This is a genomic window from Candidatus Shapirobacteria bacterium (assembly GCA_041659325.1).
Taxonomy (GTDB): Bacteria; Patescibacteriota; Microgenomatia; order UBA12405; family UBA12405; genus JBAZYN01.
In genome coordinates this window covers 1-26,538 of record JBAZYN010000003.1, presented here as the reverse complement: position 1 = coordinate 26,538, position 26,538 = coordinate 1, and the positions used below count along the sequence as shown (strand labels likewise).

Here is a 26,538-nt window from a genome sequence, read left to right as displayed (position 1 = left end):
CTCTACCAAAGTATACCTGAATAATAAAATTCCGCTTAGATTCCTCAAAATGTTAGAATACATTTATGAAAAAGTTAACTCCCAGGGAAAAGCGGGTCATTCTCGACAAAGGTACCGAAGCCCCATTTACCGGAGAATATATAAACGAATTTAGAACCGGCGTTTATGTTTGTCGACAATGCGGCGCTCCGCTTTTCAACTCAAAAGACAAATTTCAATCAACCTGTGGCTGGCCGAGTTTCGACGACGAAATTAAAGGGGCAGTCAAAAAAAGTGAAGACTTAGACGGTCTTCGGACCGAAATTACCTGTGCAAAATGTGGCGCTCACTTGGGCCATATATTTATAGGTGAGCAGCTAACCGACAAAAATGTTCGCCATTGTGTCAATTCAATTTCCTTAAAGTTTATCCCGGGCGTCAAATGATCAAAAAAATAATTTTAGCCGGCGGTTGTTTTTGGGGCCTGGAAGAGCTTATCCGTCACCAGTCCGGAGTCGTCAAAACCACCGTTGGCTACACCGGCGGGGTTGTCAAAAACCCGACTTATGAAAATCACACCGGCCATGCTGAAGCAGTCGAAATAGAATATGATTCAGATCAAACTTCCTACAAAAAGCTGCTTGATTTTTTCTTTCAAATTCACGATCCAACCACTTTAAATCAGCAGGGGAACGATCTCGGTGACTCTTATCGTTCGGCCATTTTTTATGGAAACCTGCAGGAAAAAAAAGTAGCCCAAAATTTTATAAAAATCGTTAACAAATCCGGGCGCTGGAAAAACACCGTAGTTACCACCCTCGAGCCCCTAAAAGAATTTTACCCGGCCGAAAAATATCACCAGGATTATCTTCAGAAAAATCCAAATGGTTACACTTGTCATTTCATTCGATTTGGTAGTTATTTATAGCGGAATTTAAAAACTGCCAATTTAGAACAATGTTGCCCCCCCGGTGACTGACGACACTTCAGTCATATCTGCCTGTTCATAATCCATCGTTACCCTTCCCTGTGCTTCCACCTACAATCTCGCTCTGTCTTGGACTTTGGAACTTTTGTTACAATTGGACAGTGGTCGAAATAAAATTTAAGAGTGATAAATATAAAAAATCTCGTGGCGGACATTCTAGACTTTTGGATATTCAATGCGGAAAATGTGGTGTTCATTTATTCTATTATCAAAAAGATGGTATAGGAATTTTGAAGAGAATATATTTGGATAGAATTATTGAATCAAATTTATACTCTGGTTTAGATAAATTACCGCTAAAAAAAATTTCACAACTTACTTGCCCAAATTGCAAACAGTTATTGGGAATTCCTTATGTTTACGAAAAAGAAAAACGATTGGCATTTAGGCTTTTTACTGGTAGTGTTTCAAAGAAAGTTTTTAAATCAAAATAGAGTAATAGTTTACTTTCAATAACCGTCCTAATTGAGCCGTTAGTCCTTCGTATCCGCTATCTGTCGGGGGAGAAAACCCTAAACGAGCTCTTTATAAAAACTCCGGTATAATCTTATTGTGAAGGTACGACTGGCAACTATCGCAGATAAACAACAAGTTCTAAGTTTATTTGATGAATTTTCCGTCTTATTTAAGGCAAAAGATATTCCTTCTCAAATCGGTGGAGAAATATTTGACGAAATCATCGTCGGAGACGACACCAAGATTTTCGTCGCCGAAGATGGGGGGAAATTAGTAGGTTTAGCTACATTTTATTTACTACCCAATATCCGGCATGGCTGGCACCGGGGGCATATCGAAGATTTCTTTACTACCAAGTCGTATCGGGGAAAAGGAGTTGGAACCAAAATATTTGAAGCAATAAAAGAGTACTGCCAAAACAGAAATATTAAAGTAATTAAGCTTGACAGTGACAAAAACTTGCACCAATCTCATAAATTTTATGAAAAAAATGGCGGCAGGTATACTGAAAATATGTTTAGGTTTGACTTATAACCATATCACCCGCCGTCCATCAAGCATGGTCTAACAAAGCAGTTAAAAAAATCGTTCTATCTTTCGGAATTATAATTACTTAAATTTTCCGGCAAAGTCATATCCGAAACAAAATACCCAGTTCCTCGCAGAAATTGATAAAAGTTCTCGTAGGAATTGACCTTTTACTTGAAATAAAATATACACAAAGGATACGGATAAACAAGTTTTTTAGGCAGCTTGACATTGACTCCCCAAAGCCTATAAATAAACTAGACCAGTTATATTTTTCACAAGGAGTATTGAGTATGAAACGACTTCTTTCATTATTTATTTCCGTTGCTGCACTAGCCTTTGCCGCCAGTCCTGCATTAGCAGCAAAACCAGCAAAGGACACTTGTACCACCATTCAGTCGGGTACACTTGTAGACTCTGCGGGAGAGGTCATCACTACTGGCTTTGACGAGTGGGGATACAACTATCAGGGGCACCTATTCAGCGGCGGTTTTTGTGATGTATATCAAGACGCTGCTTGGTGTCAAGAGTGGGCAGAAGACAATTTAATTATGAAATGGAATGATGCCTGGCTATCCAATAAAGATTGTGATGGTGATAAATTACTTGACAGACATTATGGACATGATTCATATATCGGTTCTGGTGCCTGGTTAACCAACCATCAGTCTGGCACATATCAGGGTCAAATTGTGTCCTGGAATGTTGCCGGAACTTGGCTACTAGACTTCGCCGGAGGGACAGATAACCGTCAGTTTCGAAATCTGGTCCAGGACGAATCCGGCAATGTTACCGGTGAGTTTTGGTGGCTAAACCCCGCAACTTCACAATTTGAATACGGGGGGACATTAGGAGGCAATGTAACAGGAAATACCCTAACCCTACATTACGACAGGGCTCCGATCCTTTACACAGGAGACTTCCAGGCTACCATAAGCGAAACGGGTTTGGTTGATGGTTCCTTCGCAGATAGTCATGGCAACAATTTAACATGGACTGCCACAGGGGTAGAGCCAGCAGTCTATGAAACCTGTACCTGGAACTATTTTGTAAAGGTTGTCGCCGTGCCCGCCAACGCAATAAATACTGACGGTGTCTGGTACACACCAGAAGGTCAAGAAATCGGTCCGGATATCTGGGGCGAATTCGCCATGATTCAGGAGGTTTCTAATGACACCTGTTCAGGTGATCAAAGTCAAATATACAAAAGCCCGGTTCGGGCTGGTCTTGGAAACTGGTAATTTATATCAGTAGCAACAACAACCCACCACTTCGGTGGGTTGTTTTGTAACCCACACACAGTCCTGTTAATTCCAAAGCAGTTGGAGAATCCGATGCTAATCTCAATCCTGCATACCGGTGATATCATAAAGCAATGAACGACATAGTTTACGTTTGGACTAAAGATAATCTAAGGTTGGCCGGTAATCACTATGAATCCGGCAACAAACGGGTCGGCGTCCTAATTGTCCACGGAATGTCCGGAAACATAATTGAAAACTACTGGGGAAATGTAGTGGGACGGGCGTTGCAAAAAAATGGTTTCGGTTGCGTTTTTTCTCATAATCGCGGTTATAACCATATAAACGACATTGTCGTCAGAGAGATGAATGAACAAAACGCTTTCAAGTCAGTTAGAGTCGGAGCGGTGTATGAAAGATTCGAAGATTCTGTGTATGATATTGACGCTTGGTACAGACATATGACGGAGCTTGGTTACAAGAAAATTATCCTAATGGGACACTCATTGGGTTGCAATAAAGTAACTCATTATATCTACAAAAAGAATCCAAAGAATTTAGCGGGAGTAATCCTTTTATCACCGCCCGACATGGTTGCAAACGCTAAGGAATCAGGGGAATCAAAGATATATCAACAATTGGTCAACGAAGCGAAAAAAAATATAGCCGAAGGCAATCCCCGAAAATTATTAACTCCTATGCTGTGGAACTGGTATAACCTAAGTTCTCAGACCTTTCTTGATTTATTTGTAGACGGTTGTCCTGCCGATAATTTACCGCTAATGAGAAACCCCAAGTCATTTCCCGAATTAGAGTCGATCAAAGTCCCTGCCCTGGCGATAGTTGGTGAACATGATGATATCGTTGTCCGGAGTATTGAAGATGATTTAAGTTTACTAAAAGAAAAGGCGATTAATATTCCCTCGTTTGAAAGGTTCATTCTTCCCGGTGCCTCCCATACTTATGATAATCGTGAGGCAGAGTTATCGGAATATTTAATTGGTTGGCTGAAGAAAAACAAGTTTTAAAAAACCGTTTGGCTATCCAATCAAGCCTTTTTGGCATTAATTTGTATCCATGGGAGATAGCCTGGAACTTTTGTATAATCTGACTTATGAAAGATTATACAGACGACCGATTGGCAAAAATTTTGTGGGACTACAATAATCTCCAGCATACTCTCAAAAAATCCGACTGTATCTTGGGTTTAGGCAGCAACGATATCCGTGTTGCCCATCGGGCTGCCGAATTGTTTCTCTCAGGTTTCGCCCCGCTCATCATATTTTCCGGTGGCTACGGAGATCTAACCAGGCAACTTTTTAGTAAACCCGAAGCCGATATATTTGCAAACGAAGCGGTCAGATTAGGCGTCCCAAAAGATAAAATACATATTGAAAATCAGTCAACCAACACCGGCGAAAACATTATCTTTACAAAAAAGCTAATCAAAGAAAAAGGACTGGATATCAAATCAATTATTTCAGTTCAGAAGCCATATATGCAAAGAAGAGCCTATGCTACTCTCAAAAAACAATGGCCGGAAATGGAGTTTATGGTTGCTGCCCCACAAATATCATACGAGGTCTATCCAAACGAAACTATTTCCAAAAACTTATTAATCAACCTAATGGTTGGGTACACCCAAAGAATAAAAATTTACCCCCAAAAAGGTTTTCAAATCCCCCAGGATATTCCCCCGGAAGTGTGGGCGGCTTATGGGGAATTGGTCAAGAGGGGATTTACTCAGCACTTGGCGAAAGAATAGATAAATTCGCCCGCTTTTCCCAATTGGCGGAGTCAACCAGACTCAAACCTGTTAGCAAAACCAACAATAGGTCCAAGCTTTTCACATCCCACCCTAGGTTAGAAAACTTTTGTATAATTATTTATGGACCCTCAAAAACAAGAAATAAGGGAAATAGTTGATCGGGAAACGAGGGCATGGGATACCAAAGACGTTGAACTATTACTTTCAATTTTTCACCCCGATATGGTTTGGGTCTGGCCGAATGACAATAATTCTCAAAATCCAATTGATTGGAAATTACCATTAGGTAAATTCAATTACGAGAGATGGAAAGAAGTGTATAGAAAAATGTTTAGTGAAAACGAGATAGTAAAAAACGAAAGAAAAGTTGTAGACATAAAAATATCAAAAGAGGGTGATGGTGCCTTTGCTGTCGTTGATGTTGATACTGTCTGGGAAAACAAAGACGGTATTCAAACCAAGTGGTTTGGAAGAGCAGGCAAAACTTATTCAAAAATTAATGGTGATTGGAAACTAATTGCTCACCACGGATTATTAAGATATTGATTCCTGCCCGCCGCCCTCATGATTGAGTCCGGGGCGGAAGGTAATATTTTTATGAACGAAAGCTACCGCTTACTCAACACTAAGTCCCAACTTTCACTTTTTCTTACTTAAAAGTAATTTAATCGAGCTTTTTTGCCAATTCGCCTAACATTATTTCAATTTCATAAAGCTGCCTCTCCACATACTCGTCCTTGCCCAATTGAGGCTGAGCATCCAAATAGTGGCGGAGTCGGTCAGGAGTGAGGGTGTTGGCCAAAAAAGCAATCCATCCTAGACGGTCAATTTGAATTATTTTGGGCAATCGTTCCTTAACTAGCCCAGAGTAACTGGATTTCTCAAAGTATTTTTTCAAAAAATACTGTTTATATTCATACCTCAGTCCTATGGTTTGAATATGGTTCACAAACGATACGACCACATGAGTCGGATCGTCCCAACCAAATTTCTCAAAATCAATAAAAGTTACGTTTCCATCCGCAGCAAACAGGGCATTGTGAGGGCCAAAATCTAAAGGAGATAATACCTGTTGATCGATATTAAGTTCTCTGTTCCACTCATCACTATATATTGAGGAACATATTTTTCTTTTTTCATCCTCAATAAACGTAATTAGTTTAGTTCTCTTCAAAAATTCGTCGACTCTATCATCAATTGCATCGTTTATTAATGATGTCTTTAACGTATCTAGCCGCTTTTCTACATAGTTAACGTAATCAGATAGGCGGGTAAAAGACGAGGCGCTTTTATCAAAAAAATAATAATCTGGTCGGCAATTTTCAAGAGCGGTTAAAAAATCTACCATCTTATCAATATCATCCTTTGTTACCATTTGTGCTTTTTTAGGGCCGCCTTCTGCAAATGTATAGATGGCATAGTTTTTAATATCATTTTTAAATATTGGTTTCGGTACGGGAAAATTGTGTAGCCACAGATAACTACAGGCCTTAAACTCCCGGCTTAGGCGATCAGTTTCGTCAACAACGTATATTTTGAGCAAATACCGGGTATTCTCGGTATTAGTTACTTGATACAAATGATTGTTCATTCCGCCACTTAGTCTGTCGAATTTCCTGGGCTGAGTATCATCTACTTCTCTCCACCGAATCTTTAATTCTTCAATTATTTCTTCGTCTCTCAACATAGGTGATTATACACAGAACATTACCCTGATTATTCTCCCCCCGCGCAACATACAAACTCATGGTTTTAGTAGCCCTAGAACCGTTCTGTTATCCCGGCAACGTCGACTTGAACCTGAAATTGGTTCTCGCCTTCCTTGTCCGCCGTCATAGACTCTGGAACTTTTGATAGAATTGGTCAATGATAATTGACCTCGTTAGTGAAAACATTTTTAAGATTGCATTATACCTGGAAAAACTAATTCCTGGTATGGTTTCCGAAACTTGGGTCGATAATGATTTATTGTCTCGCCTTAAAAAAAATCTTCCGGATCAAAATAATGTCGATGGATTAATTAATCAAACCAGGTCTCTCGTTGATGGTATTCCGGACGAAAGAAGAAAGCGATATCTCAATGAAATTATAAAAAGTCTGGAATTTCAAATAAATAATTTTGGCAGGAAACTGCCATATGAGCAGATTTCCGAACAAACATTTGGCCACAAGATTACAAGAATCGCGGAAAAAGATATCCGAACTCTCGAAGACAAGATTAGAGACTTAGAAACCAAAATTGGTCTCTCTCGTCAAGAGGTTTACATCAAAAACTTGGTAAAACCGGAAGAGTACAAATCAGTTTTTGAGAAAGCTATTCAAATCATCAAGAGTAAACTACCTCCAAGTATTTTGGATTTTCCGGATGAAGGCTTTCTTATTGAAACCATAATCAATAAACCGTGGGGTGCTTTTAACTCTCATGTCGCACCGTTCAAATCAAAACTAACACTAAACACTGATTTACATTTCAGTACCTACGATTTGTTCAGCATGGCTTCCCACGAAGTTTATGGTGGGCACCACTCGGAGCTATCAAATAAAGATAAATTGCTCACTGAAAAGGGTTTCGGTGAGCACGGATTGGTTATCAACCTCAGTCCTCAGACTTTTGTTAGCGAAGCTATCGCCGTAGGAATTTACGTACTTCTCAAAATTACCAACGAATCAAATCTCGAAGAACAACTGACTTGGTATTATGACCGCCTTACTTTTGCCCTCCAAAATCTGGCTACTTTTCTTTTTAATGATGATGACCGAAGTGTCGAAGATATAAAAAAAGAAATCAGCCGGTACTATATTTCTGATGACACTATTCGTCAAATAATAAATTTCTCCACTGATCCAATATTTGGTAAATATGCGCCGATTTATTATTCAGCTTTCAACTTTTTGTCTGACCTTTATCGAAAAACATCAAATAAAGACAAACTGGTGGAAACATTATTCACTAAGCCTTGTACTCCTCAGCTTTTAACTAAAGAATAACAAGTTAAACACCCCCCCCCCACCGCAGTCCTGATTGAGACGCTCGTTCGTCGTATCCGCCAATTGGCGGAGCGGGGGACCACTGTCCAGGCCCTAAGTTTGTTTGACATATTTGACTATGTAGGGTAAATTTCACCAGATGTGCTATCCATTACTTGAAGCTATTAGAGGGAGTTGTCCGGCAATCCAACAAAGACTAGTTGATGCGACTAAAGGAACCCCAGTTGTTGAAATCGAACAATATGAGCAGGGTGTTGGTAGAGCAAGGTGTGATATTGATGTTGATACCATTATCGCAGCAGGTATTACTTGGGGCTGTCGAAATATCACGGCTGTTAGTTCCACCGGCTGTCCCTTAAGAGATGGAGGACCTGTTAAAGTTAGATTGTAAAGTTCTAAAACCTCTCTACCTCTGAATAATTATTCCACCAGGCATGCACCACAATACACATGGTATTTTATAGTAAGATTAAGAAAATATGATCAACTGGTCCGATAAATCAGTTCAAATAACGACCGAATCTATCTTGCAGAAGTTTGAAAAACTTAAATCGGAAATGGTTGATCAGATAGTTTTAATTGACAAACAAACTCTCGGCCAGAAATTAACCGCCAAAGAAAATCAACTAATTAATGAAATATTTAATATTGATCCGGCCAAATATGGATTTAGTGGCCCATATCTAGGTCTTGATGCGATTCCTAATGATTTAGCGGCCATAAAAAATCAAAAATATACGTTCAGGAGGGAAATCCACCACATTGAAACCCAGTATTTAAGAAAGTCAGTTTTTGAAGCATATAGCCAAATGAATAAGTCCATTTCAACCGATTTAGAGAAAAAACTACTTATAGATTCAGCTTATAGATCACCGATTTATCAATGTCTTACCTTTCTTTATTATTTTAAAATATATAGTTTCAATTTTGGAATGACTACAAAAAGAGTGGCCATACCTGGATATAGTGAACATTGTTCATCAACCAAACCAGCCATAGATGTTATCACTGAAAACGGTTTACCATCTGATAAAAAACCTTTAAATTTTGCCCGATCGGTTGAATACCGTTGGCTTAAAAAAAATGCCTCAAAATTTGGATTCGTCCAATCATATCCAAAAAACAACACGTTTGGAATAATATTCGAACCATGGCATTGGGGATATAGTGATAATTAGAGTCCCAATATCATTCCGCTAAACCGAGCCGCCCCCCCCCACATCGAGATCCTAACCAAGTCCGGGGTGGCGAGTACCAACTCAAACTTCTTAATTCAACAATACAATCCCTGCATTAAGCATGGTGGCGAAACTGACCCAAAGAATATACGGTAGTAGTAAGTAAAACGCCGGCCTGGATAGGGGATAAAACTTCTTCATGGTCATAGCAATCATCACCCACATTGCCACAATCACTATTAGTCCTGCCACTGGTGCTCTCAACCCAAAGAAAATCGGTGACCAGATAAAATTAAGAAATAATTGTACCAAAAAATACCTGCCGGCCGTTTTGACTTCATTTTTCTTCCACCCCTGTTTCCAGACAAGATAAATTGCCACTCCCATCAAGAAATACAGAGTCGTCCAGGCCGGTCCAAAAAGCCAATTGGGTGGAGCAAAAGATGGTTTGTTAAGACCCGCGTACCATCCCGGGATTGCCGACAGGGTAAACGGCGTCCCCAAAATTCCGACCAATTCACAACCAACCACCGAAACAAAAAGTTTTGACAAGTTTTTCATCTCGTTTTTCCCTAATATTATTCTATCGGTTCTTTTGCCCAATTACTACCCGCCAGGGGAGCCCCTGAATCTTGTCCCGGTGTTCCACCTTTATTATCAAATTCTTTTTAATCCCCGCTATTGCCGGCAATATATGATTGAGAACTTGTTCGGCCGTCATTCGAAATTCTTTGCCCTTTGCTGAAATTTTAAGCCACCCCGATTTGTCTTTGAAATACTTTTCGGTAAAATTTTTGGTGCCCATAATTATCGTATAACTTTCATTGGTCAGGTTCATGGTTCAAATTCCATCAGATACAATCCGTGTTTATTAAGCTCCTCAACCGTCCAATATCTTGTCGGGCTTTCACAATTAACTAATGTTTTAACTATTTTTCTATATTCTCGCCCGGTATATTGTTTTATTGCCGGGTCCCATTCCTGATAAGCAATTTCATCTCCGACTTCAAGTTCAAAATCAGCTAAACGAAAATCAAGCGAAAGCTCTTTGTCGCCATCAAACATATCTGGCCAAATTCTTTTATAAATTGTTTTCATAAATAATTATAATCCATACCGAATAGTTCTAAAGTAGCAGAACGTTGCATATACCGGAAAGTTAAGTAAAATCTTGAATATAATAAAATTATTGCTACAATAAATTATGTATGAGAAAATAACGGGAAGTTCATTCCAAGTGTTTCTTATCAATGATGGAGGTACCATAGCAATGGTAACTGATCCTAAAAGGGCGCAAAATTTACAAGATAAATTTGGCTTCAGACCAATGCCAATGGCAGAAGGCGAAGCCACTTTTGTCCAAAGGAGAGAAATAGTACAAAATTTAGGAATTCACCAAGAATAAAAGCAGCCCGTAGTAACTTCAGTGTAGGAGACTACTCACCGGGCATATATAATAAGATATTTGACGAAGTATAAAATTGTCTTAATAATCGCAGGATTATTTCTCACTGTTGGTGTAAGTTTGTCTGTTACCTACTTCATGTTTTTTGGCGCTCCAGTGCCAAAAACTCAAAACACCCAAGTTTTCACTGTTACCTTGAAATCAGCCGAATCGGTGATAATCGACAAATTAAAAAGTCAGGGGTTTATCCGCAGTCCTCTGGCTTTCAACTTAGTCTTGTATATAAAAAATAAACACAACCAAATCGAGCCGGGAGGATATTTCCTTTCAAAAAACATGAATGTCTGGCGGGTGGCGGATAAACTTACCACATCGCCCGATATGAAATGGGTGATTATCCCCGAAGGGTTAAGAAAAGAAGAAATTGGCGAAATTTTTACAAAAACTTTCAATTGGACCTCCGACGATCTAGACAAATGGAACACCGTCTATACCGCCATGAAACTCGATTATCATGAGGGGGTATATTTCCCCGACACCTATCTTATCCCCGTTGGGGAAAGTGGGCTGGATATTGCCAACCGGATGATCAATCGTTTCAACCAAAAATTCGATCCCTACCTCCCACAGTTTGCCAAACAAAATATTATTTGGACCACCGGGCTTCGACTTGCCTCCATAATTCAGAGGGAAGCGGCGGGCAAAGCTGATATGCCCCTTATTGCCGGAATACTTTGGAACAGGCTTTTGAAAGAAGATATGAAGCTGGAGATCGATGCCACGGTGCAATACGCCCGGGGCAAAACCGACGAAGGTTGGTGGTCACCCATAAAATCTAGCGATATTAAGAATATCGATTCTCCCTACAATACCTATAAATACAAAGGGTTGCCTCCTCACCCGATTAGTAATCCCGGGATAGATGCCATCGAAGCTGTCTTAAACCCGACAGACACCGATTGTTTATATTATATTCATGACAATAACCGGCAGATTCATTGCGCCCCTACCTACAAAGAGCATCTTCACAATATTGAAAAATATTTACGGTAGTTGACCAACTTGTCTGTTCCAATAATCAGTTACCTTTTTCCGCCTTTCTTCCAAAGTTAATGGACTGTCAATTCCCGGGCCGCTGATACACCCTCCCTCACAGAAAAGAATATCAAGAAGCCGGAGATGGTCAGAGTCAAGAAACCGTTTCACCGCCTCCTCTGCATTTTTCGCCCCTGATACCACTTCAATATCATCGTCACTTAGAAGATCCCTCACCCCGCTGCTTTGAGCCAATCCGCCCGAAATAGGATAGAGTCGGGTTTCTTCCCCGGATAAATCAAACGCTACATTTTTATCTCTCTCTTCCTCTTCGATTTTTAGATCAGCAAAAATTTGTTGTAAATCCCTATAGGTTATACAAAGAATGTTTAGTTCCGGATAATCTTGCGCGGCTTCCAGTCTCTTTACCAGACACGGGCCGATAAAAACCGGTCGTTTACCGCTGAATTTCTCAATAACTATGCGGGTGGTGGCCACCATGGGTGAATCAGCGCTTAAGGCCAAATACTTTACCGCTTCCGGAAATTTTGTTCGTATCATTCTGACAATATTAGGGCAAGGGCTGGCAATAAATCTGGAAGTTTCGTCTTTTTTCAGCGCCTCAATAATCATTTCGTTGGTGCGTTTGGCTCCCACCGAAATCTCAACCACTTGCTGAAACCCGGCCCGCTTTAATTGCCCAACAATAGTTTTTGGATTAAAAACAATCGGAAACGACGGTGCCAACATCGCCACCAATGGGCTACCATTTTTCAGAAGCTCTGTTAAGGTCTGACTTTCATTCATAAGGCAGCAAGCATTCCACCAATTAAAGCCGTAACTAATTGGATTATCCCCATACTGCCCACCATGGCCCCCGGTATTATTTTTAGTTGAGCCAATACCGTCGCCCCGGTCATAAGTATCACCATTTTAGTTATAGCCGCCACCGGCAATTTAATTTTTGCTAAAACTTTTAGTTTACTTTGACCAATACTCATAAATACCCAATTCCCTAACGTAATTATTGGCCATAAATACAAAAGATATGGGGTAAAAGAGCTAAACAATCCTCCGCGGGCTACCACCGCCAAACTAGGCAAAGCCGCCTTTATCCACCAACTTTTCGGCTGACTATTTGCCGCCGTCAAACACAACAACATGTTCACCACTGAACCAACCAATAGTTGTGGCCCGCTCCACACAAACGGTATCACCACCAAGCCGAGGGTCAGAAGCACTTCTTTTGTTTTGCTATCCATCACCGTTTCGATCGCAATCGTCTGTATTCTTTCAAAATTCATAGACTAGTCTAGCAAATTTTTTTCCATCCGCTGCAATAAGATAAAATTATGTGTAAAATTACTATTTAGTAATAAGTCCAAATTTATATAATTAATCATTCAGAAGGATTTAGCCAAATGAAACTAGAAAACAAAGTTGCCATTGTCACCGGCGCCGCCAGCGGTATTGGTAGAGCCATCGCTGTTTTATTTGCCAAAGAAGGGGCCAAAGTAATTGTTTCGGATATCAACGCGCAAGGTGTCGGGCAAGTAGTTTCGGAAATTACCGCTGCCCATGGGATTGCCACTGCCGCTTCCGCCGATGTCGCTCGCCAGGAAGAGGTGGACAGCCTTATTGATTCTGCCGTCAAGACTTATGGAACTCTGGATATTTTAGTCAACAATGCCGGTATTATGGACAATTTTGTCCCTATTGCCGATGTTACCGATGAGCTTTGGGAAAAAGTCCTGGGTGTCAATCTCACCGGACCCATGCGCACTATCAGAAAAGCCATGCCGATATTTTCCCAAAACAAAAAGGGGAATATCATCAATATTTCATCCATTGGTGGATTACAGGGTTCACGTGCCGGCGCCGCCTATACCGCTTCAAAACACGCTGTAATCGGGTTAACCAAAAACATCGGTTTTCAATACGCCAAAGAGGGTATCCGCTGCAATGCTATCACCCCCGGTGGTGTCAATACCAATATCGGCAAAACCATCGATAACCCCAATAAATTTGGAATGGAACGAGCTATGTCGGGCGTGGGCAATAATCCCCGGATGGGTGAACCTCTCGAGATCGCCCAAGTGGCCTTGTTTCTCGCCTCAGATGATTCCAGTTTGGTAAACGGGGCCGTCATTACTGCCGACTCCGGTTGGACGGCGTATTAGATTGACCTGTCAATTATTTTCCTGATTCAGTATAACTTTGGGATCCACCGCCCAAACCCCTTTGTGAGTAATAATCATTGGGTTAACTTCAATTTCCTTAATCTGTGGATAGCTAGTTACCAGTTGCCCCAGAGTCATCATAATTTCATAAAGTCTGCTGAGGTTATACGGCGGATCATCCCGATACCCCGACAACATTTTAAATATTTTGCTCCTCGCCACCAACTTTTTGGCTTTTTCCAAAGTAATGGGCAACAATCCCAAGTTATGGTCATCCAAAACTTCAGCATACTTGCCTCCGGCGCCAAACAAAAAGATATGCCCAAAACAGGCATCACGTCGAATCCCGAATATTATTTCAATTCCCCCCACCACTTGTTTCTGAATCTGGATTCCCGTCTCTTGCCCATTTTCTTTTTTCAGTTTAGCTGTCTTGCGGACAAGCTTATTAAAGTCATTGGTAAGTTCCCGGGCCGACTTAATGCCCACAATCACCCCGCCCACATTTGATTTGTGCAAAAGTCCCACCGACGATAATTTCAAAACCACCGGCCAACCGTACTTTCGGCCAAAAATTACCGCCTGGTTTACAGAAGTGATAACTTCAGTCGGGGGAGTGGGCACTTTGATCATCCCCATCAATCTGTCAGCTTGTAGATTATCAAGCGTTGGTAATTTTGCCGCTACTGCTTGATTAAGAATTTTTTCCACCCCCGGCAGATTTTCCGTTAACAGTCGTCCCGAAAGACGGGATACCGACCTGTGTTTGCGCCAGTTTTGCCATTGCCACATTTTGGCGATCACTTTAATTGCTCTTTCAGGATAAGAATAATTCGGAATTTTATATTGATTGAGTATTTTTTTGCCGTCAACCGTATGATAGCCGCCTATAAACGAGCAAAAGATTGGCTGAGAGTATCTGGCCGATAGTTTTCCGATTATTTCGGCCGTTTTTTCGATCTGCGTCATCAGTTGCGGCGTTAGTAACGCTACTATCGCGTGGGCTGTTTTTTCCTGCAAAATTATTTCCAAAGCTTCTCCAAACCGCTGCGCCAGTGCGTCACCCAAAACATCTACCGGGTTAAGCGCCGAGGCCACCCGGGGTAGGCACTCCAATAATTTTTGGTGGGTAGCACGGCTAAACTTAGCCATTTCCAACCCGCAGTCAGCCACCGTATCAGTTGTCATTACCGCCGGCCCGCCGGCGTTTGAAACTATGGCTACTTGTGGGCCGCGGGGAGCGTTTTTCCACGCCAACGCCTGAGCCAAATCAAAAAAATCACCCAGTTCCTGGCAATGAATCGCCCCGGCTTCAGCCAGAGCCGCCCGAAGCACTCTATCTTCTCCGGCAATAGCCCCGGTGTGTGAACGCATCGCTTCTACCGCCGCCGCCGACCTGCCTGGTTTCAAAATAAATACGGGATTGTGGGGGGTAATTTGTTTTACGGTTTTAATAAAATCCTGGCCCGACACGATTGACTCAAGATATAAACCCACCGGTCGTGTTGTCTCGCTACTCTTGCCCAGTTGTGGCAGCCAATATTCCAAAATATCGTTTTCATTAACTACCGCTTTGTTGCCGATAGTTATAAAACTGTTAAAACCGAGACCGGTCGACTGGCACCAATCAAACAAGCTTGAGGCCAAAGCCCCCGATTGGGATATAAATCTTAAACTACTGCGGTTTTTGATAACCTGGCCAAAAGTCACGTTAAGCGGGGGGACAGTCGAGGCAAAACCCAGGCAATTTGGCCCCAGAATATTAAATTTGTAATAAGTCGCAATCGCGATTAGTTGTTTTTCCAGTGCCTGGCCCTCTTCTCCGGCTTCCTTAAATCCGGCCGAAAATATGACAATATTTTTAATCCCCGCCTTTCCGCATTCTTCCAATACCCCCAAAACTCCTCCCGCGGGAATCGCAATCACCGCCAAATCAGGTACTTCCGGTAGACTAGCCACATCCGGGTAAAATTTCACCGGGCCGACATTGTAAACATTAGGATTAACCGGATACACCCGGCCTGAAAAACCGGAGATATTTATGTTTTTGAGAACTATCGCCCCGAGTTTTTTAGGCGACCGGGATGCCCCGATTACCGCAATTGATTTTGGATTAAACAAACCGGATAGGTCGCGCGACATCAACTTAGGCTATCATAAATTTACGAATTTATGTTTTTTCAGATTTAATCTCCCGCTCGTTCAGGTCCTGATTGACTAATTCGTCCGCCGTAGCTTTAACGCACAGGTTCCAACTTTTTATACCCAGTCATAAACTAGAGAACTTTACATAATTCCTGCGCGTTTGGATGTAAGTCCAATGTTAGTATTTCTAATTTTGAAAAGAAATTTATTTCAACACTTTCACTAGAATCATTCTTGAAATTAAAAGAATCTGTTTCAACAACAAAAGCCAAAATTACTTTAGGAACTAAATTACCGTGTTTATTAACACTTACAAGCGTCCAGGTGTATAAAGGTTGAGAGGAAACTTTTGTTGCTTTCACACCAATTTCTTCCTCCAACTCTCTTGTAACCGCTGATGAAAACGATTCTCCAACCTCTAGTCCTCCACCAGGTAAACTCCACCTGCCATCAGCTTCTTTTATCAAAAGTATTTTCTCATCCTTAAATATCAATGCCTTAATCGATACCCTATAACAACAAGGAGGTAGTTTATTATTCATGGGCAGATTATACAACCATTCGTAAACATCAGCTCAGATTGATTCGTCTGGTCCGCCGGCTTGTCCGCCGAAACTTAAGTGTAGGTAGAAACTTCAGCTTCCGCTACTGCCTTGATTTGGGCGCCTCAGCTGCTGGCGCTATCGGTACGCCCGGTTCGTTCAAAATTTGAGTCATCCTACGGTATAATTGAGGGTATACATCCTCCCTTGCCACTACTGTCGCTAGGCCTTCGGATGATATAGAAGCGGTAGCCAACCCTTCTCCTACCGCCTGCCCCAATGCCCTTTTGTGCTCGTTGTCCCATTCAGAAACGTTCCATACACAAAGAACATTTTTAACCTCTGTCATACTGAAGTCTATCACAAAACTAAACAAAACAAGTACTAACCTGGTCCGCAGCGGTGGAGCATCCGGAGCGATTTTCGAACTTATGTATAATCAGTCATGGGCTCACTAATAATCATCAGAGGTCCGTTGGGGATTGGTAAATCAACCATTGCCAAAAAATAGCAAAAAGTATAAACGGAGATTATATTTCTGTTGATGACGTTCTTTTGGAAAAAAATCTTGACAATATAGACGAAAAACAAGGCTGCATCCCATTAAAAAGTTTTTTAAAGGTCAACGAATATATTCTTCCCAAAATAAAACAAACTATCAAAAATGGAATATCGGTTGTGGTTGACGGGAATTTTTATCATCGTAATCAGATAGAAGACCTGATAAAAAACTTCCCGAAAAATTTTGTTTTCACCCTGACAGCTCCCCTACGCGTTTGCATCCAAAGGGATTCACACCGACAAAAATCTTACGGTACTGTTGCTACCACTGCCGTCTATATATTGGTTTCAGGTTTTGTATATGGAAAGGTAATTGATGTTTCAGTGAAATCAGTCGAGGAAACAGTAAACATTACTGTTTCCAATTTGGCATAGTCCTAAAATCATTCCACTGTTCGTGAGTTATCTTACCTTGTGATTCAGTCCGGATAAATTAAGCAGTTCCCACCCTCAGCGGTCCTGATTGACTCATTCGTCCGTCCGTCGAAACTCAAGTGAAGGTGGAAACTTCAGAGTAGGAAACCAAGACAAAGGAGCCTTGGTATAGATTAAAGTAGTTTATAATCTAATCTACGACCAAAGACCAAGCATTTTCGCTATTTAACCAAATGATTGTAGAAGCCTCAGACGAGCTTCTGGATTTCACTCTTAATACTCCCATAAGTGCGGAACATAAGGCAGACAAAAGTGTAGTCACACACTGCGATAAGCAAATAGAAAATAGATTGGTAAAAATCGCACAAAGCAATAATTTACAAGTTGTTCCGGAGGAAGGAGACAAAGTCCTGGAAATTGTGAAGTCGGGCAACTATTTAACTATTGATCCGATTGACGGAACTTTGGGTTATCTGGAATATGTTAACAAGGCCATAGATAAAGGTGATATCACAGATTTTCTTAAAGAGGATTTAGGTGCAGCAAGCGACTTCTGTCTCCTTTTAGGCTTAGTAGAAAATGGTATCCCCACTTTTGGTGCTTGCTACAACTTTATAACAAAAGAAAAGATTCTTATAGACGGTAACAATCCAGATAACTTAATTAGGGAAAACAATACTCGGGGATACTCACAAGAATATGCGATATATGTTGACCAAAGACCTGGCGATTTTATTGAACGGGAACTTATAAATATGTCTGGTGTAAGTATAATAAAACAAGCCGCATTAGGGCTAAAATCTCTCTATACAGTCATAAACCCACACAAATCGGCAATCACAGTTCACCGGGTTCAAATTGCTGGTTTGTGGGATATTATACCTGCCGCAGTTGCTTGTAGAGCATTTGGCGGAAAGGTCTATGACGATAAAGGTGAGGAGCTGAAACTTCAAGACTATATAGCTCTACCTGGCACGGGAGCAACAATTATTAAAGGTGATAAATTTAATTTTGTTTTAGACCTCTTAAAAAAGCCAAGACAATAATATGATTAACACGATAATTTTTGATTTTTCCCGAGTTTTATTATTTGCCAAGGATAAGGTCTATAAAGAAGACTTAAATCCTTTGCACAAGAAGCTTCTTGCAGAAAATCCAAACTATGCATTTTTGGACTATTTTGAGTTAAACGAAGAACTACTCGCTTACCTTGAAACAATTAAGAAAAAGTTTGATCTTTATATTTTTACTTCTGGTTCAATCCAAAACGCCAAAGAGATAAAAACTAGGATAGCAGGGATTTTTAGAGGTATTTTATCGGCAGAAGTAATGGGAGTATCAAAAAAAGACCCGCAAGCCTATGTTTCCCTGACTAAAAAATTAGCTAAAAATCCGAATGAGGTTATTTATATAGACGATAGTCAAACAATCATACAAGCCGCTTCCCGGGCTGGATTGAATACAATTCAATTTTTGGATAATGCAAGCGTTGTTAAAAAGATAAGCCAATTAAAATAACCTATGCTAAACGAAGAACAAATTAGAAAATACTTGGAGCTATCCATTGACCTGGCAAAAGAAGGTTTTGAAAAAGACAATTATCCTATTGGCTCAATTATAGTAAATAGCCAGGGAAACATAATTGCTAAAGGGTTTAATGAGAACACAACCCAAAAGGACATTACTGCTCACGCAGAGATACTTTGTATTAGGCAATCGGGATTAGCGTTATCAAAAGATGCGACAGGCGAAAATATCTTATTTACTTCTTTGGAACCGTGTTTCGGTTGCAGTTTTTTTATTGCTAGAACTAATATCAAGAAAATCTATTGGGCACTAGAGGACCCACATAGAGGCGGTATCGGCGATTTAAAAAGTGAGATAATGTTTAAGGACTTTTTCCCAAACATAGAACTAGTATCCGAGCCTTATGAAGATTTGAAAGGGCAATCAAAGGACTTAATGCGAAAGTTTTTTCTCGCAAAAGGTAACGCTAAGACTGCAAACTTATATAGTTAGCCTCATTATCTTGATATGCTACCACTGCCGTCTATAAATGGGTTTCAGGTTTTGTATATGGAAAGATAATTGATGTTTCAGCCTCTCTTTAGTGATCCATTACATAGTTATTTGGAAATCTACGTAATATGTTTGTGTTGCAGATTTGAATTGTTTGATGTATTTACGACTATTGTTTGTTAAAATTGAGACATGAAGATTAAGATTCCGTCTAGCCTGGAAACACGAGAGTTAATGGAGGAATTAGATGTTCTACCAATAATTTCCGAACACTGTGAAGCGTGTGCAAAAAAAGCCTTATTAATTGCCGGTAAAATATTGAAAAACGGAAAAGCCAACCGTATAAACCTGGAACTTGTCGAGTTGGGGGCGAAATTTCACGATATGGCAAAAATCGTAACAATTGAAGAATTAGCTCCGGAAAAATTTGGAGCACCTCCGGCAACAAAAGAGCAAATAGAAAGATGGAAAAAACTTAGAAAAAAATATGGGAGTGATGGTCATGAACTTCAGGTTTTGGCAAATATATTTCGGAAAAAAGGTTTTGATGATCTAGCGGACTTTCTTCTCAGTATCGGTTGGACAGGAAATCAGGTTTATTTGACCGGTTCTTTGGAGGTAAAAATAATTCATTATGCCGATTGGTCTCTTCAAGGAAGCAAAGACGTTAACTTTGAGGATAGGGTAGACTACTGTATAGATACATACAGAAATCGTTGGACCAAAAAACCACAAATATGGTGGAACCAATTTAAGGAAAATGAACTTTTGCTGGAAAAGGAAATTTTGAGACTTGCGGAATAGTTTTTTGGTAATAGTTTGATAATCTTTCCACTTTCGGCGGATATTTCACCCTGTGATCCGTTTCTGGTAAATTAAGCAAATCCCACTGTCAATAATATTTTATTAAATTTATATAATGTAAAATACATAAAATGGTAAATGAATTACATATTTTTAGAAAACTCACCACTTCCGGAGTCGAAATCAAAGTCAGGAAAAAAAAATATGAATTATCATACCCCCGCCGGATTTGGAAAAAATTCCCCAAGCCTCTACACAAAATATTTGCCGACAGCCTCTCCTATCTTGCCACTTGGCACCTCCCCTTGATTGAAAACGGCAGTCTGGTTTATCATTTTTCCCATCCGATTGTCGAGCCGATAATTTTCAAAATTCTTTTATATTCAATCGCCTCCAGTGTCTTTCAGAAAAAAGAACCCAAAAACTCCGAGTTAATCAGAAATTTTTTCAACTACAACTCCCAAACTCGGTATAAGGCTCTTAACTACAATTTCTCGGGTAAAAAACTCAAAAAAAGTCTAAAAGAAAGAGCCATTCTTCTTTTCTCCTTTGGCAAGGATAGTCTTTTGACCTACGGTTTACTTGACGAACTTGGGGTTGGTATCAATCTATTTTTCATGAAAGAACCCCAATGTGCTTTCGAGAATTCCCATAAAAAAAAGTTGGCCGACCGATTTTATAAAAAGTTCAAAAAAGATGTCAGTATTATTCCCCTGTCTTTTGGCCGCCTCAGGCAGGAAGATCAATCATACTGGGGCTGGGATATTCTCCTTTCCCAATATGTCTTTGTTTTAATTCCCTATCTTTTTTATCACCAGGCAAAATATATTTTCCTTGGCAATGAACAAAGTTGTAATTACAATGCCTTAGACGATGAGGGTTATCTGGTAAACCCGGTTTACGAACAAAGCGTGGCCGGTATGCAGTTGCTCCAGGAAATCCCAAAACATTTTTCCATCAATACTCATCTTGGCAGTCTAGTGGAGCCGATTCATGAAATTTTTATCAGCTATATCCTCCATCACCGCTATCCCGATATCGGCCGCTTCCAGATGTCGTGCTTCTCCGATGATCCGGAGGCAAAAAAAAGTCTATGGTGTGGTAATTGTGAAAAATGTGCCCGCATGTATATCTTTTTTAAGGCACTTGGAGTTGATCCGGAAAAAATCGGTTTTCGAAGTAAACAAATGCTAAATTCCGGGAAAAAAGATCTCTACGCAATTTTTGGTGAGGTCACAAAAGACAGTGCTTATGGTGGCAGTGGTTTAGGCCGGGACGAGCAGCTTTTGGCCTTTCTTTTGGCTTACAAAAACGGAACCAAAGGCGAATTAATTGATCAATTTGCCGAACTTTATTTAGATGAAGCTGAAAAAAGAAAAGATAAATTGGTAAAAGAGTTTTTTGGCATCCATACCTCCTATTCCCTCCCATCGTCTCTCAGGAAAAAAACCATCCGGATTTTCGAAAAAGAACAGGTTGAGGCCCTGGAATATGTTAATAAGTTATTAGTACAAAATTAGTCCGATAAATTAATTTTTGGAGTATCATAACTTATATGTGGACGTGTCAAATCTGCAGTCGAATTTTCGCCAAAAACTCCCAGCCCCACTCCTGCCGAAAAGTCCCCCTGGATTTTCATTTCAAGGGCAAAGAAAAAGCCCTGGAATTATTTTGCATTTTGAAAAAGACAATAGAAGAAAAAATCGGTAAATGCCAAGTAATCTCAATTCCCTGTTGTATCCATCTATTTGGCAACTATGATTTTCTGGCCGCTCTGCCCAAAAAAGACAGGTTGGAAATCAGGTTTGCTTTGGACAGAATTCTCACCGATAAAAGAGTGAAGCAAACAGTACCGTTATCTCAACATTTTTACAAAGATTGTATTGATATTTACTCAGTTGACGACATAGATGACTTAGTTATCGGCTGGCTTAAAGAATCCTATCACTTGAAGGAATTAAAATAATTATGGCCGTAAACAAAGACCTTATTGCTCCCTGCGGTATGAATTGCGGGCTTTGTCTTCATCATCTGCGGGAAAAAAACAAATGCCCGGGCTGCTTAAGTGGCAGAAAGGTCAGTGGAAAATGCATAAAATGCGGGATTAAACTTTGTAAGGATAGACGCGGAGATTACTGTTTCAACTGTGATAAATTTCCCTGCGACAGGCTAAAACACTTGGATAAAAGATATCAGGATAGATACGGAATGAGCGAGATAGAAAATTTAAAAACAATTCAACAAGAGGGGATATCATCGTTTCTTGAAAAGGAAGAAAAAAAGTGGGTAAATTCAGACGGTACATTTTGCGTCCACGACAAGAAACGATATCCAGAAAAAACTATTCAATCGGACGGTCCGAGGTTCCGTATTTAATGCGAAAAACTATTCTATACTCCGCTAGCCTCCGCGTACAACCTTTGCCATTCTCTACAAATTTTCAATGCCATATTTGGAGGCGCACGATCGAGCCGAAAATCGACCTCGCTCAAATCCATTGGCTGTGTCGAGAAAATGATATTCACCTTACTCGCACTGCCGACAGTACCGTCGATACATATTTCTCCATCAACCCATACAATAGCCGGCACCACTGTTCTGATGTCTGATCTCTGTAACGACCTATACATGGCTCCAAGTTTTATTTCTTCCGGCGACGGAACATCGTTACTACAGGCTGTTTCTCCGCTCGGATTTAACACAACTTGCCCTCCATGGGATATTATCCGGGCAATTAGATCGTAGGTCCTTAATCTTTTTTCGCCCTGATACACAGGTATTGTCCGGGCCAACATCATATCAAGACCTTCGACACCTGTTTTTCTACTTGCCGCACTATTTATCGCATGGTACATATTCTCATTTGTTCGCCAAAATACCGTATCCCAGATTGTCGGATGAGTTGACAGAATTAAACATGGATAAGAGGGTCTGTCTGTCGTGTGGACCGTTAGGTCATGTTCGCGCAGAAAAGTCCCGGTTTTAGACTCCAGACGACGGCTATTTGCCGACTCAATGATTGACTGAAAAAAGCCGGATCTCTCTCCTGGCATAATCACATATTGTAACAATAAATTTCGGCATTCTCATTAAACCCAATCAATTACACGGTATCATCCCTCTTTCTTTCAAGTTATGTTGACAAATTTTAACAAGCATCCTAACGGAATATATATTGCCCCAATCACCATGTTTGATCCTGAAGAAATTCACAATCTACAACTGCAGCCAGAAAGAAGCGGGTCAGGAAGATTTGTAGAGAGGAACACCATATTTTGCTCCGGGTACATACCAAATCTCTATCGAAGTCGCATCCGTTACCCTCGGGTGTCCCAGTCCGGCCGGCGCATAGGTAAAAACCAAAAGAAGGTCAGATTTTTGCAGACTTTCTATATATTCAAAATAACATATTTCTTCAAAACATTTTTTTCAGTCCTTCCACCATTGGCACCTGCTGTGCTTCCAGTCCGTAATTTTTAGCAGTAAAAAAACCGCAAATTCCGCTACTGCCCTGGAATTAAAAAATTTCAGATACTTATTATCTCCGGAAAGCTCAACCATTTTGGTTGGTAATTTTCGGTCCGCATACAATTTAGCCGTTACCTCCATTCTCTTTTTTATTTTTGAATTATCATCACCGTCTGACAAAGACAAAAAATAAAAAATTAGACGAAAGTCGGGCCGTCGTTTCCTCTACTCCAAAGCCCTCTATTTCATTATGGTCAAGTTCGGGAAAACCGTTACTAAATGCCGGTATTTTCCCGGTTTCATTAAAAGTAATTTTCCAGACATATCCCAAAATGGCGCTTTGGCTGGCTGTATATATTATTGGCACCCGGCCATTAAGCGTTTCTACCAATTCCTTGCCTTCTTTTTCACACTTTTCCGGATGAAAATCGTATTGTAACTTTATTATCTCTGATAGCAATTCTTTTTGCCTTAAAATCAGGAGCATACTTTTTAGGCTCAAAGGCAGCGCCGACCGCGGCTGAATCCCTTCATCCGGCATTTGGATATAGGCTACTCCCTCCCGCCTCGCCAACTCCAAAAGTTTCCCGCCGACGGAAATTACTATTCTGTTTAATCCCATCTCGCCGGCTTTTGTATATGCGTCAATCACTTCTTCCGTGTTCCCGGAATACGAGCTAAAAATAATCAATCGCTTTTTAAGTTTGGCTTCGGAAATTACGGGCAGTCCGTAGTTCTGATGCCTGATTATGTCCAATCCCGGCAGCCACATTTAGACCAATCCTACCGCCAAATATGACCCTCCCATTCCTACCGTCACATATCCGCTATGTTCTTTCAGGTTTTCTTCATTAATAATTTTTGGCTCAAAAGCAAACTACCCGGCTGTTCTTACAATTGTTTCATACATCGACATACCAATAATATACAGCACGGAAATCCTCTAAACCACAAAAAGTTGCGTCTTATCTTTTTCCGGGAAAAACCAGTCGGGGGCCACCTTTCTTGTCCGGAGAACCCAACCTCGTAAGTCTCTCATGTGCAAATGCTCCCACTCTATCGGGCCAGGTCCCACCAATTGCTGCTCCGAGATCAACCAATCTATCAACTCTATCAGTACCTAGTTGTTGTACAATTTGCTCACTACTTGCAGTAGAAAGAGCATTATTAACCTCTCTTTCAAATTTCCCCCCTGCGGCATCGCTTTCGGCTCGATTTCGTTCTGTAGCCCATAATATTTGTGCTCTTTGTTGTCTGGCATCAGAAAAATCACGCTTTCCATATACCCAATTAACATGCCATTCAGTTTCGCCAAATATTCTATGTAGTCTGGCGTCCGCTTCGGAGGTACATTCATTTTCCGACCCACGTGTACCCAACCCGGCAGCAATAAATTCTTCAGTTGGTCCCTTTGCCGATATTCTTGCTACCGCGGTGACCAACGATGCCGCCTGAGAGGACAGGTAAGTAGTAAGTGGCCGAGTCAGTAGGTTTCGTCCTTCAAATGCCATCACCAATGGGCTCAGTCTAACGTGTGCTGTTTCCGTTTCAGTCACATCCGGGGTAACGGATACCACAGCATCAGCGATTACTAACCGCGAGCAAAGCGAACTTTCGGTATCGGGCTCTTGTCTAAGGAGGACATTAACGGCCCAACCATCGGTTTTCGGGCCATGGCGGACTTCCCGGTCTATTGGCAGATTCCTCACAAGTCCCGGGTCAAGGTTGCTAACTGGGGTAAAGTCTATACTATGTTCATATATGACAAGCCTGGACGGATCATGTAATAGTTGGTCATAGGCATCAACCATACCTTCTGCCACTCGCAATACTTCTTCCCGTGGAACAACCTGCGGGGTTAAAACTCTCAGGTATTCGGGAGTAGCTTGCCGCCGGTCAACTACCGACGAAAAGGCTTCCAAGCCACCCTGCGCTTGGGATATTATATCGGCCCGTTTTCGGTTGGCGGCAAACCTATCCCTAGCCCCATCAACCCTTACCTTGCCTTGGGGGGATAGCCGCTCATATTCGGGTGTCCCCCTCTCATAAGTCGGTGATCTTCCCACCGTTGTCTGCATTCCCGTACCGGGTATTTCCTCTGTGATTACGGTCTGGCTCTCTACCCTCCCGTTACCAAAGGAACCCCCACCTGTTCCGATCAAACCACTTTTCAGTTTTTCTAGAACACCCATATTGTATATATTTTGTTTATTTTATATCCGGATCTTCCTGATTGTACCGGTGACTTTTAAAAATAACTATCTGAAATGCTCGGATTTTACCATCTATCATATGTGTAGTCAAATTGTTATAGGTACTATACTTTCGATTGCAACATTGCTGTTTAATGGTGGTACACTTCACTATGGCAGAACGAAAAGGACTTCCATTATCTCACCAAGACAGAAGTGTCCTCTTGGTGGTAAGACATACAGCTCAAGTTGCCAATATTCCTCTTAGTGAGGAAGTGGAACAGGCTTTTTTACAAGTAAGACAGGCACAATACGCGGAACTTAGAGCAACAAAGGGCTTGTCAGGCGGCGACATTTCTGATCAGGATTTACTGCTTCGATGTGTTCGTGAGAACCCATAATCTGATTTTTTTCAGGGTGACACCCATAAAATCGTAATCGATCTCGGATCTCTTCTGGACGAACCTACTCCCAACACCTCGAGATAGCGGAGATCAAACTGTCCTTTTTGAGTTTAAGGCACAGTTTATCCGATTAAACGCCAAAACCACCGCAAGTATTAATAGCAATATCCCCCGGCCAAAATTTGTTATTCTTATATATGCCCTCGCTAAATTCGTCAGAGTTAATTACCCTTTTAGAAAAAAACAAGCTTTCTACACCAAAAGAGCTGGCGGCCATAGAAG

General features: G+C 40.9%; 35 protein-coding genes. 22 read left to right on the top strand and 13 right to left on the bottom strand.

What is annotated here, in order from left to right; all coding sequences use genetic code 11:
• The first annotated feature begins 65 nt into the window (after positions 1–65).
• From WC841_04975 to WC841_04940, 8 genes are all read left to right on the top strand, one after another.
• Complete coding sequence (locus WC841_04975; protein MFA5828679.1) at positions 66–425, top strand: methionine-R-sulfoxide reductase; 360 nt, start codon at positions 66–68, stop codon at positions 423–425.
• The gene (msrA, locus tag WC841_04970) at positions 422–907 is read left to right on the top strand and encodes a peptide-methionine (S)-S-oxide reductase MsrA (protein ID MFA5828678.1); all 486 of its coding nucleotides are present in this window, start codon (positions 422–424) and stop codon (positions 905–907) included. Before WC841_04975 ends, msrA begins: the two co-directional genes overlap by 4 nt.
• A 161-nt stretch (positions 908–1,068) precedes the next feature.
• On the top strand, positions 1,069–1,401 hold the full coding sequence (locus tag WC841_04965) for a hypothetical protein (GenBank protein ID MFA5828677.1): 333 nt from the start codon (positions 1,069–1,071) through the stop codon (positions 1,399–1,401).
• 118 nt (positions 1,402–1,519) lie between these two features.
• Positions 1,520–1,957: a GNAT family N-acetyltransferase gene (locus WC841_04960; protein MFA5828676.1), complete on the top strand. Its 438-nt coding sequence runs from the start codon at positions 1,520–1,522 to the stop codon at positions 1,955–1,957.
• A gap of 287 nt (positions 1,958–2,244) precedes the next feature.
• The gene (locus WC841_04955) at positions 2,245–3,192 is read left to right on the top strand and encodes a hypothetical protein (protein ID MFA5828675.1); all 948 of its coding nucleotides are present in this window, start codon (positions 2,245–2,247) and stop codon (positions 3,190–3,192) included.
• Between the two features lie 134 nt (positions 3,193–3,326).
• The gene (locus WC841_04950; GenBank protein ID MFA5828674.1) at positions 3,327–4,220 is read left to right on the top strand and encodes an alpha/beta fold hydrolase; all 894 of its coding nucleotides are present in this window, start codon (positions 3,327–3,329) and stop codon (positions 4,218–4,220) included.
• A gap of 86 nt (positions 4,221–4,306) precedes the next feature.
• On the top strand, positions 4,307–4,957 hold the full coding sequence (locus tag WC841_04945) for a YdcF family protein (GenBank protein MFA5828673.1): 651 nt from the start codon (positions 4,307–4,309) through the stop codon (positions 4,955–4,957).
• A 123-nt stretch (positions 4,958–5,080) separates the two neighbouring features.
• Positions 5,081–5,506 carry a nuclear transport factor 2 family protein gene (locus WC841_04940; protein MFA5828672.1) on the top strand — a complete coding sequence of 142 codons (426 nt, stop codon included), beginning with the start codon at positions 5,081–5,083 and terminating at the stop codon, positions 5,504–5,506.
• Between the two features lie 118 nt (positions 5,507–5,624).
• Here WC841_04940 and WC841_04935 read toward each other — a convergent pair whose 3' ends face one another.
• Complete coding sequence (locus WC841_04935) at positions 5,625–6,647, bottom strand: phosphotransferase (GenBank protein ID MFA5828671.1); 1,023 nt, start codon at positions 6,645–6,647, stop codon at positions 5,625–5,627.
• A 179-nt stretch (positions 6,648–6,826) separates the two neighbouring features.
• Here WC841_04935 and WC841_04930 point away from each other — a divergent pair, with 179 nt between their 5' ends.
• Entirely contained in the window at positions 6,827–7,948 is a 1,122-nt protein-coding gene (locus tag WC841_04930) for a hypothetical protein (protein MFA5828670.1), read from the top strand.
• Positions 7,949–8,427: 479 nt separating this feature from the next.
• On the top strand, positions 8,428–9,126 hold the full coding sequence (locus WC841_04925; GenBank protein MFA5828669.1) for a D-alanyl-D-alanine carboxypeptidase family protein: 699 nt from the start codon (positions 8,428–8,430) through the stop codon (positions 9,124–9,126).
• Positions 9,127–9,216: 90 nt separating this feature from the next.
• Here WC841_04925 and WC841_04920 read toward each other — a convergent pair whose 3' ends face one another.
• Genes WC841_04920 through WC841_04910 form a run of 3 tightly spaced genes read right to left on the bottom strand, consistent with a single transcriptional unit; the run spans position 9,217 to position 10,224 of the window.
• Entirely contained in the window at positions 9,217–9,687 is a 471-nt protein-coding gene (locus WC841_04920) for a TspO/MBR family protein (GenBank protein ID MFA5828668.1), read from the bottom strand.
• A gap of 22 nt (positions 9,688–9,709) precedes the next feature.
• Entirely contained in the window at positions 9,710–9,931 is a 222-nt protein-coding gene (locus WC841_04915) for a hypothetical protein (protein MFA5828667.1), read from the bottom strand.
• A gap of 29 nt (positions 9,932–9,960) precedes the next feature.
• Complete coding sequence (locus WC841_04910) at positions 9,961–10,224, bottom strand: hypothetical protein (protein ID MFA5828666.1); 264 nt, start codon at positions 10,222–10,224, stop codon at positions 9,961–9,963.
• Positions 10,225–10,330: 106 nt separating this feature from the next.
• Between WC841_04910 and WC841_04905 the strand changes: the two genes are divergently transcribed.
• A complete protein-coding gene (locus WC841_04905; protein ID MFA5828665.1) occupies positions 10,331–10,531 on the top strand; it encodes a hypothetical protein in 201 nt (66 codons plus the stop codon).
• 60 nt (positions 10,532–10,591) lie between these two features.
• On the top strand, positions 10,592–11,584 hold the full coding sequence (gene mltG, locus WC841_04900) for an endolytic transglycosylase MltG (GenBank protein ID MFA5828664.1): 993 nt from the start codon (positions 10,592–10,594) through the stop codon (positions 11,582–11,584).
• On the opposite strand, the gene WC841_04895 is transcribed toward mltG, so the two are convergent.
• A complete protein-coding gene (locus WC841_04895; GenBank protein ID MFA5828663.1) occupies positions 11,576–12,373 on the bottom strand; it encodes a [Fe-Fe] hydrogenase large subunit C-terminal domain-containing protein in 798 nt (265 codons plus the stop codon). The two genes, mltG and WC841_04895, sit on opposite strands and share 9 nt — an antisense overlap.
• Positions 12,370–12,870 carry a hypothetical protein gene (locus tag WC841_04890; protein MFA5828662.1) on the bottom strand — a complete coding sequence of 167 codons (501 nt, stop codon included), beginning with the start codon at positions 12,868–12,870 and terminating at the stop codon, positions 12,370–12,372. Before WC841_04890 ends, WC841_04895 begins: the two co-directional genes overlap by 4 nt.
• Before the next feature lie 117 nt (positions 12,871–12,987).
• Here WC841_04890 and WC841_04885 point away from each other — a divergent pair, with 117 nt between their 5' ends.
• Positions 12,988–13,746, top strand: a complete 759-nt coding sequence (locus WC841_04885; protein MFA5828661.1) for an SDR family oxidoreductase — start codon at positions 12,988–12,990, stop codon at positions 13,744–13,746.
• A 9-nt stretch (positions 13,747–13,755) separates the two neighbouring features.
• On the opposite strand, the gene WC841_04880 is transcribed toward WC841_04885, so the two are convergent.
• From WC841_04880 to WC841_04870, 3 genes are all read right to left on the bottom strand, one after another.
• On the bottom strand, positions 13,756–15,888 hold the full coding sequence (locus WC841_04880) for an acetate--CoA ligase family protein (GenBank protein MFA5828660.1): 2,133 nt from the start codon (positions 15,886–15,888) through the stop codon (positions 13,756–13,758).
• Between the two features lie 134 nt (positions 15,889–16,022).
• Positions 16,023–16,433 carry an NUDIX hydrolase gene (locus WC841_04875; protein ID MFA5828659.1) on the bottom strand — a complete coding sequence of 137 codons (411 nt, stop codon included), beginning with the start codon at positions 16,431–16,433 and terminating at the stop codon, positions 16,023–16,025.
• Between the two features lie 103 nt (positions 16,434–16,536).
• Positions 16,537–16,782 (bottom strand): hypothetical protein, encoded by a 246-nt coding sequence (locus WC841_04870; protein ID MFA5828658.1) that lies wholly within the window; start codon positions 16,780–16,782, stop codon positions 16,537–16,539.
• Positions 16,783–16,988: 206 nt separating this feature from the next.
• Here WC841_04870 and WC841_04865 point away from each other — a divergent pair, with 206 nt between their 5' ends.
• The 8 genes from WC841_04865 (at position 16,989) to WC841_04830 (ending at position 22,568) form a co-directional block, all read left to right on the top strand.
• Positions 16,989–17,369 (top strand): hypothetical protein, encoded by a 381-nt coding sequence (locus WC841_04865; protein MFA5828657.1) that lies wholly within the window; start codon positions 16,989–16,991, stop codon positions 17,367–17,369.
• A gap of 233 nt (positions 17,370–17,602) precedes the next feature.
• Positions 17,603–18,415, top strand: a complete 813-nt coding sequence (locus WC841_04860) for an inositol monophosphatase family protein (protein MFA5828656.1) — start codon at positions 17,603–17,605, stop codon at positions 18,413–18,415.
• A 1-nt stretch (position 18,416) separates the two neighbouring features.
• Complete coding sequence (locus WC841_04855; protein MFA5828655.1) at positions 18,417–18,887, top strand: HAD-IA family hydrolase; 471 nt, start codon at positions 18,417–18,419, stop codon at positions 18,885–18,887.
• A 3-nt stretch (positions 18,888–18,890) separates the two neighbouring features.
• Positions 18,891–19,388 (top strand): nucleoside deaminase, encoded by a 498-nt coding sequence (locus WC841_04850; GenBank protein ID MFA5828654.1) that lies wholly within the window; start codon positions 18,891–18,893, stop codon positions 19,386–19,388.
• Between the two features lie 192 nt (positions 19,389–19,580).
• On the top strand, positions 19,581–20,192 hold the full coding sequence (locus WC841_04845; protein ID MFA5828653.1) for a hypothetical protein: 612 nt from the start codon (positions 19,581–19,583) through the stop codon (positions 20,190–20,192).
• Positions 20,193–20,323: 131 nt separating this feature from the next.
• On the top strand, positions 20,324–21,712 hold the full coding sequence (locus WC841_04840) for a hypothetical protein (GenBank protein ID MFA5828652.1): 1,389 nt from the start codon (positions 20,324–20,326) through the stop codon (positions 21,710–21,712).
• A gap of 35 nt (positions 21,713–21,747) precedes the next feature.
• The gene (locus WC841_04835) at positions 21,748–22,158 is read left to right on the top strand and encodes a DUF5655 domain-containing protein (protein ID MFA5828651.1); all 411 of its coding nucleotides are present in this window, start codon (positions 21,748–21,750) and stop codon (positions 22,156–22,158) included.
• Positions 22,159–22,160: 2 nt separating this feature from the next.
• A complete protein-coding gene (locus WC841_04830; protein MFA5828650.1) occupies positions 22,161–22,568 on the top strand; it encodes a DUF3795 domain-containing protein in 408 nt (135 codons plus the stop codon).
• A 14-nt stretch (positions 22,569–22,582) separates the two neighbouring features.
• Here the strand turns inward: WC841_04830 and WC841_04825 are convergent, their stop codons facing one another.
• From WC841_04825 to WC841_04810, 4 genes are all read right to left on the bottom strand, one after another.
• Positions 22,583–23,245 (bottom strand): hypothetical protein, encoded by a 663-nt coding sequence (locus tag WC841_04825; protein ID MFA5828649.1) that lies wholly within the window; start codon positions 23,243–23,245, stop codon positions 22,583–22,585.
• Between the two features lie 376 nt (positions 23,246–23,621).
• Entirely contained in the window at positions 23,622–23,840 is a 219-nt protein-coding gene (locus WC841_04820; GenBank protein ID MFA5828648.1) for a hypothetical protein, read from the bottom strand.
• Entirely contained in the window at positions 23,827–24,432 is a 606-nt protein-coding gene (locus WC841_04815; GenBank protein ID MFA5828647.1) for an SIS domain-containing protein, read from the bottom strand. Before WC841_04815 ends, WC841_04820 begins: the two co-directional genes overlap by 14 nt.
• 193 nt (positions 24,433–24,625) lie before the next feature.
• Entirely contained in the window at positions 24,626–25,852 is a 1,227-nt protein-coding gene (locus tag WC841_04810; GenBank protein ID MFA5828646.1) for a hypothetical protein, read from the bottom strand.
• Positions 25,853–26,025: 173 nt separating this feature from the next.
• On the opposite strand from WC841_04810, the gene WC841_04805 reads away from it, so the two are divergent.
• Positions 26,026–26,253 (top strand): hypothetical protein, encoded by a 228-nt coding sequence (locus WC841_04805; protein ID MFA5828645.1) that lies wholly within the window; start codon positions 26,026–26,028, stop codon positions 26,251–26,253.
• Positions 26,254–26,538: the final 285 nt, after the last annotated feature.

What these genes read in the sequence shown, in the direction of transcription:
- WC841_04975 (MFA5828679.1), top strand. Translation starts at nt 66, where the DNA reads ATGAAAAAGTTAACTCCCAGGGAAAAGCGGGTCATTCTCGACAAAGGT.
- msrA (MFA5828678.1), top strand. Translation starts at nt 422, where the DNA reads ATGATCAAAAAAATAATTTTAGCCGGCGGTTGTTTTTGGGGCCTGGAA.
- WC841_04955 (MFA5828675.1), top strand. Translation starts at nt 2,245, where the DNA reads ATGAAACGACTTCTTTCATTATTTATTTCCGTTGCTGCACTAGCCTTT.
- WC841_04950 (MFA5828674.1), top strand. Translation starts at nt 3,327, where the DNA reads ATGAACGACATAGTTTACGTTTGGACTAAAGATAATCTAAGGTTGGCC.
- WC841_04945 (MFA5828673.1), top strand. Translation starts at nt 4,307, where the DNA reads ATGAAAGATTATACAGACGACCGATTGGCAAAAATTTTGTGGGACTAC.
- WC841_04940 (MFA5828672.1), top strand. Translation starts at nt 5,081, where the DNA reads ATGGACCCTCAAAAACAAGAAATAAGGGAAATAGTTGATCGGGAAACG.
- WC841_04935 (MFA5828671.1), bottom strand. Translation starts at nt 6,647, where the DNA reads ATGTTGAGAGACGAAGAAATAATTGAAGAATTAAAGATTCGGTGGAGA.
- WC841_04930 (MFA5828670.1), top strand. Translation starts at nt 6,827, where the DNA reads ATGATAATTGACCTCGTTAGTGAAAACATTTTTAAGATTGCATTATAC.
- WC841_04925 (MFA5828669.1), top strand. Translation starts at nt 8,428, where the DNA reads ATGATCAACTGGTCCGATAAATCAGTTCAAATAACGACCGAATCTATC.
- WC841_04920 (MFA5828668.1), bottom strand. Translation starts at nt 9,687, where the DNA reads ATGAAAAACTTGTCAAAACTTTTTGTTTCGGTGGTTGGTTGTGAATTG.
- WC841_04915 (MFA5828667.1), bottom strand. Translation starts at nt 9,931, where the DNA reads ATGGGCACCAAAAATTTTACCGAAAAGTATTTCAAAGACAAATCGGGG.
- WC841_04910 (MFA5828666.1), bottom strand. Translation starts at nt 10,224, where the DNA reads ATGAAAACAATTTATAAAAGAATTTGGCCAGATATGTTTGATGGCGAC.
- WC841_04905 (MFA5828665.1), top strand. Translation starts at nt 10,331, where the DNA reads ATGTATGAGAAAATAACGGGAAGTTCATTCCAAGTGTTTCTTATCAAT.
- WC841_04895 (MFA5828663.1), bottom strand. Translation starts at nt 12,373, where the DNA reads ATGAATGAAAGTCAGACCTTAACAGAGCTTCTGAAAAATGGTAGCCCA.
- WC841_04890 (MFA5828662.1), bottom strand. Translation starts at nt 12,870, where the DNA reads ATGAATTTTGAAAGAATACAGACGATTGCGATCGAAACGGTGATGGAT.
- WC841_04885 (MFA5828661.1), top strand. Translation starts at nt 12,988, where the DNA reads ATGAAACTAGAAAACAAAGTTGCCATTGTCACCGGCGCCGCCAGCGGT.
- WC841_04880 (MFA5828660.1), bottom strand. Translation starts at nt 15,888, where the DNA reads ATGTCGCGCGACCTATCCGGTTTGTTTAATCCAAAATCAATTGCGGTA.
- WC841_04875 (MFA5828659.1), bottom strand. Translation starts at nt 16,433, where the DNA reads ATGAATAATAAACTACCTCCTTGTTGTTATAGGGTATCGATTAAGGCA.
- WC841_04870 (MFA5828658.1), bottom strand. Translation starts at nt 16,782, where the DNA reads ATGACAGAGGTTAAAAATGTTCTTTGTGTATGGAACGTTTCTGAATGG.
- WC841_04860 (MFA5828656.1), top strand. Translation starts at nt 17,603, where the DNA reads ATGATTGTAGAAGCCTCAGACGAGCTTCTGGATTTCACTCTTAATACT.
- WC841_04855 (MFA5828655.1), top strand. Translation starts at nt 18,417, where the DNA reads ATGATTAACACGATAATTTTTGATTTTTCCCGAGTTTTATTATTTGCC.
- WC841_04850 (MFA5828654.1), top strand. Translation starts at nt 18,891, where the DNA reads ATGCTAAACGAAGAACAAATTAGAAAATACTTGGAGCTATCCATTGAC.
- WC841_04845 (MFA5828653.1), top strand. Translation starts at nt 19,581, where the DNA reads ATGAAGATTAAGATTCCGTCTAGCCTGGAAACACGAGAGTTAATGGAG.
- WC841_04840 (MFA5828652.1), top strand. Translation starts at nt 20,324, where the DNA reads ATGGTAAATGAATTACATATTTTTAGAAAACTCACCACTTCCGGAGTC.
- WC841_04835 (MFA5828651.1), top strand. Translation starts at nt 21,748, where the DNA reads ATGTGGACGTGTCAAATCTGCAGTCGAATTTTCGCCAAAAACTCCCAG.
- WC841_04830 (MFA5828650.1), top strand. Translation starts at nt 22,161, where the DNA reads ATGGCCGTAAACAAAGACCTTATTGCTCCCTGCGGTATGAATTGCGGG.
- WC841_04825 (MFA5828649.1), bottom strand. Translation starts at nt 23,245, where the DNA reads ATGCCAGGAGAGAGATCCGGCTTTTTTCAGTCAATCATTGAGTCGGCA.
- WC841_04815 (MFA5828647.1), bottom strand. Translation starts at nt 24,432, where the DNA reads ATGTGGCTGCCGGGATTGGACATAATCAGGCATCAGAACTACGGACTG.
- WC841_04810 (MFA5828646.1), bottom strand. Translation starts at nt 25,852, where the DNA reads ATGGGTGTTCTAGAAAAACTGAAAAGTGGTTTGATCGGAACAGGTGGG.
- WC841_04805 (MFA5828645.1), top strand. Translation starts at nt 26,026, where the DNA reads ATGGCAGAACGAAAAGGACTTCCATTATCTCACCAAGACAGAAGTGTC.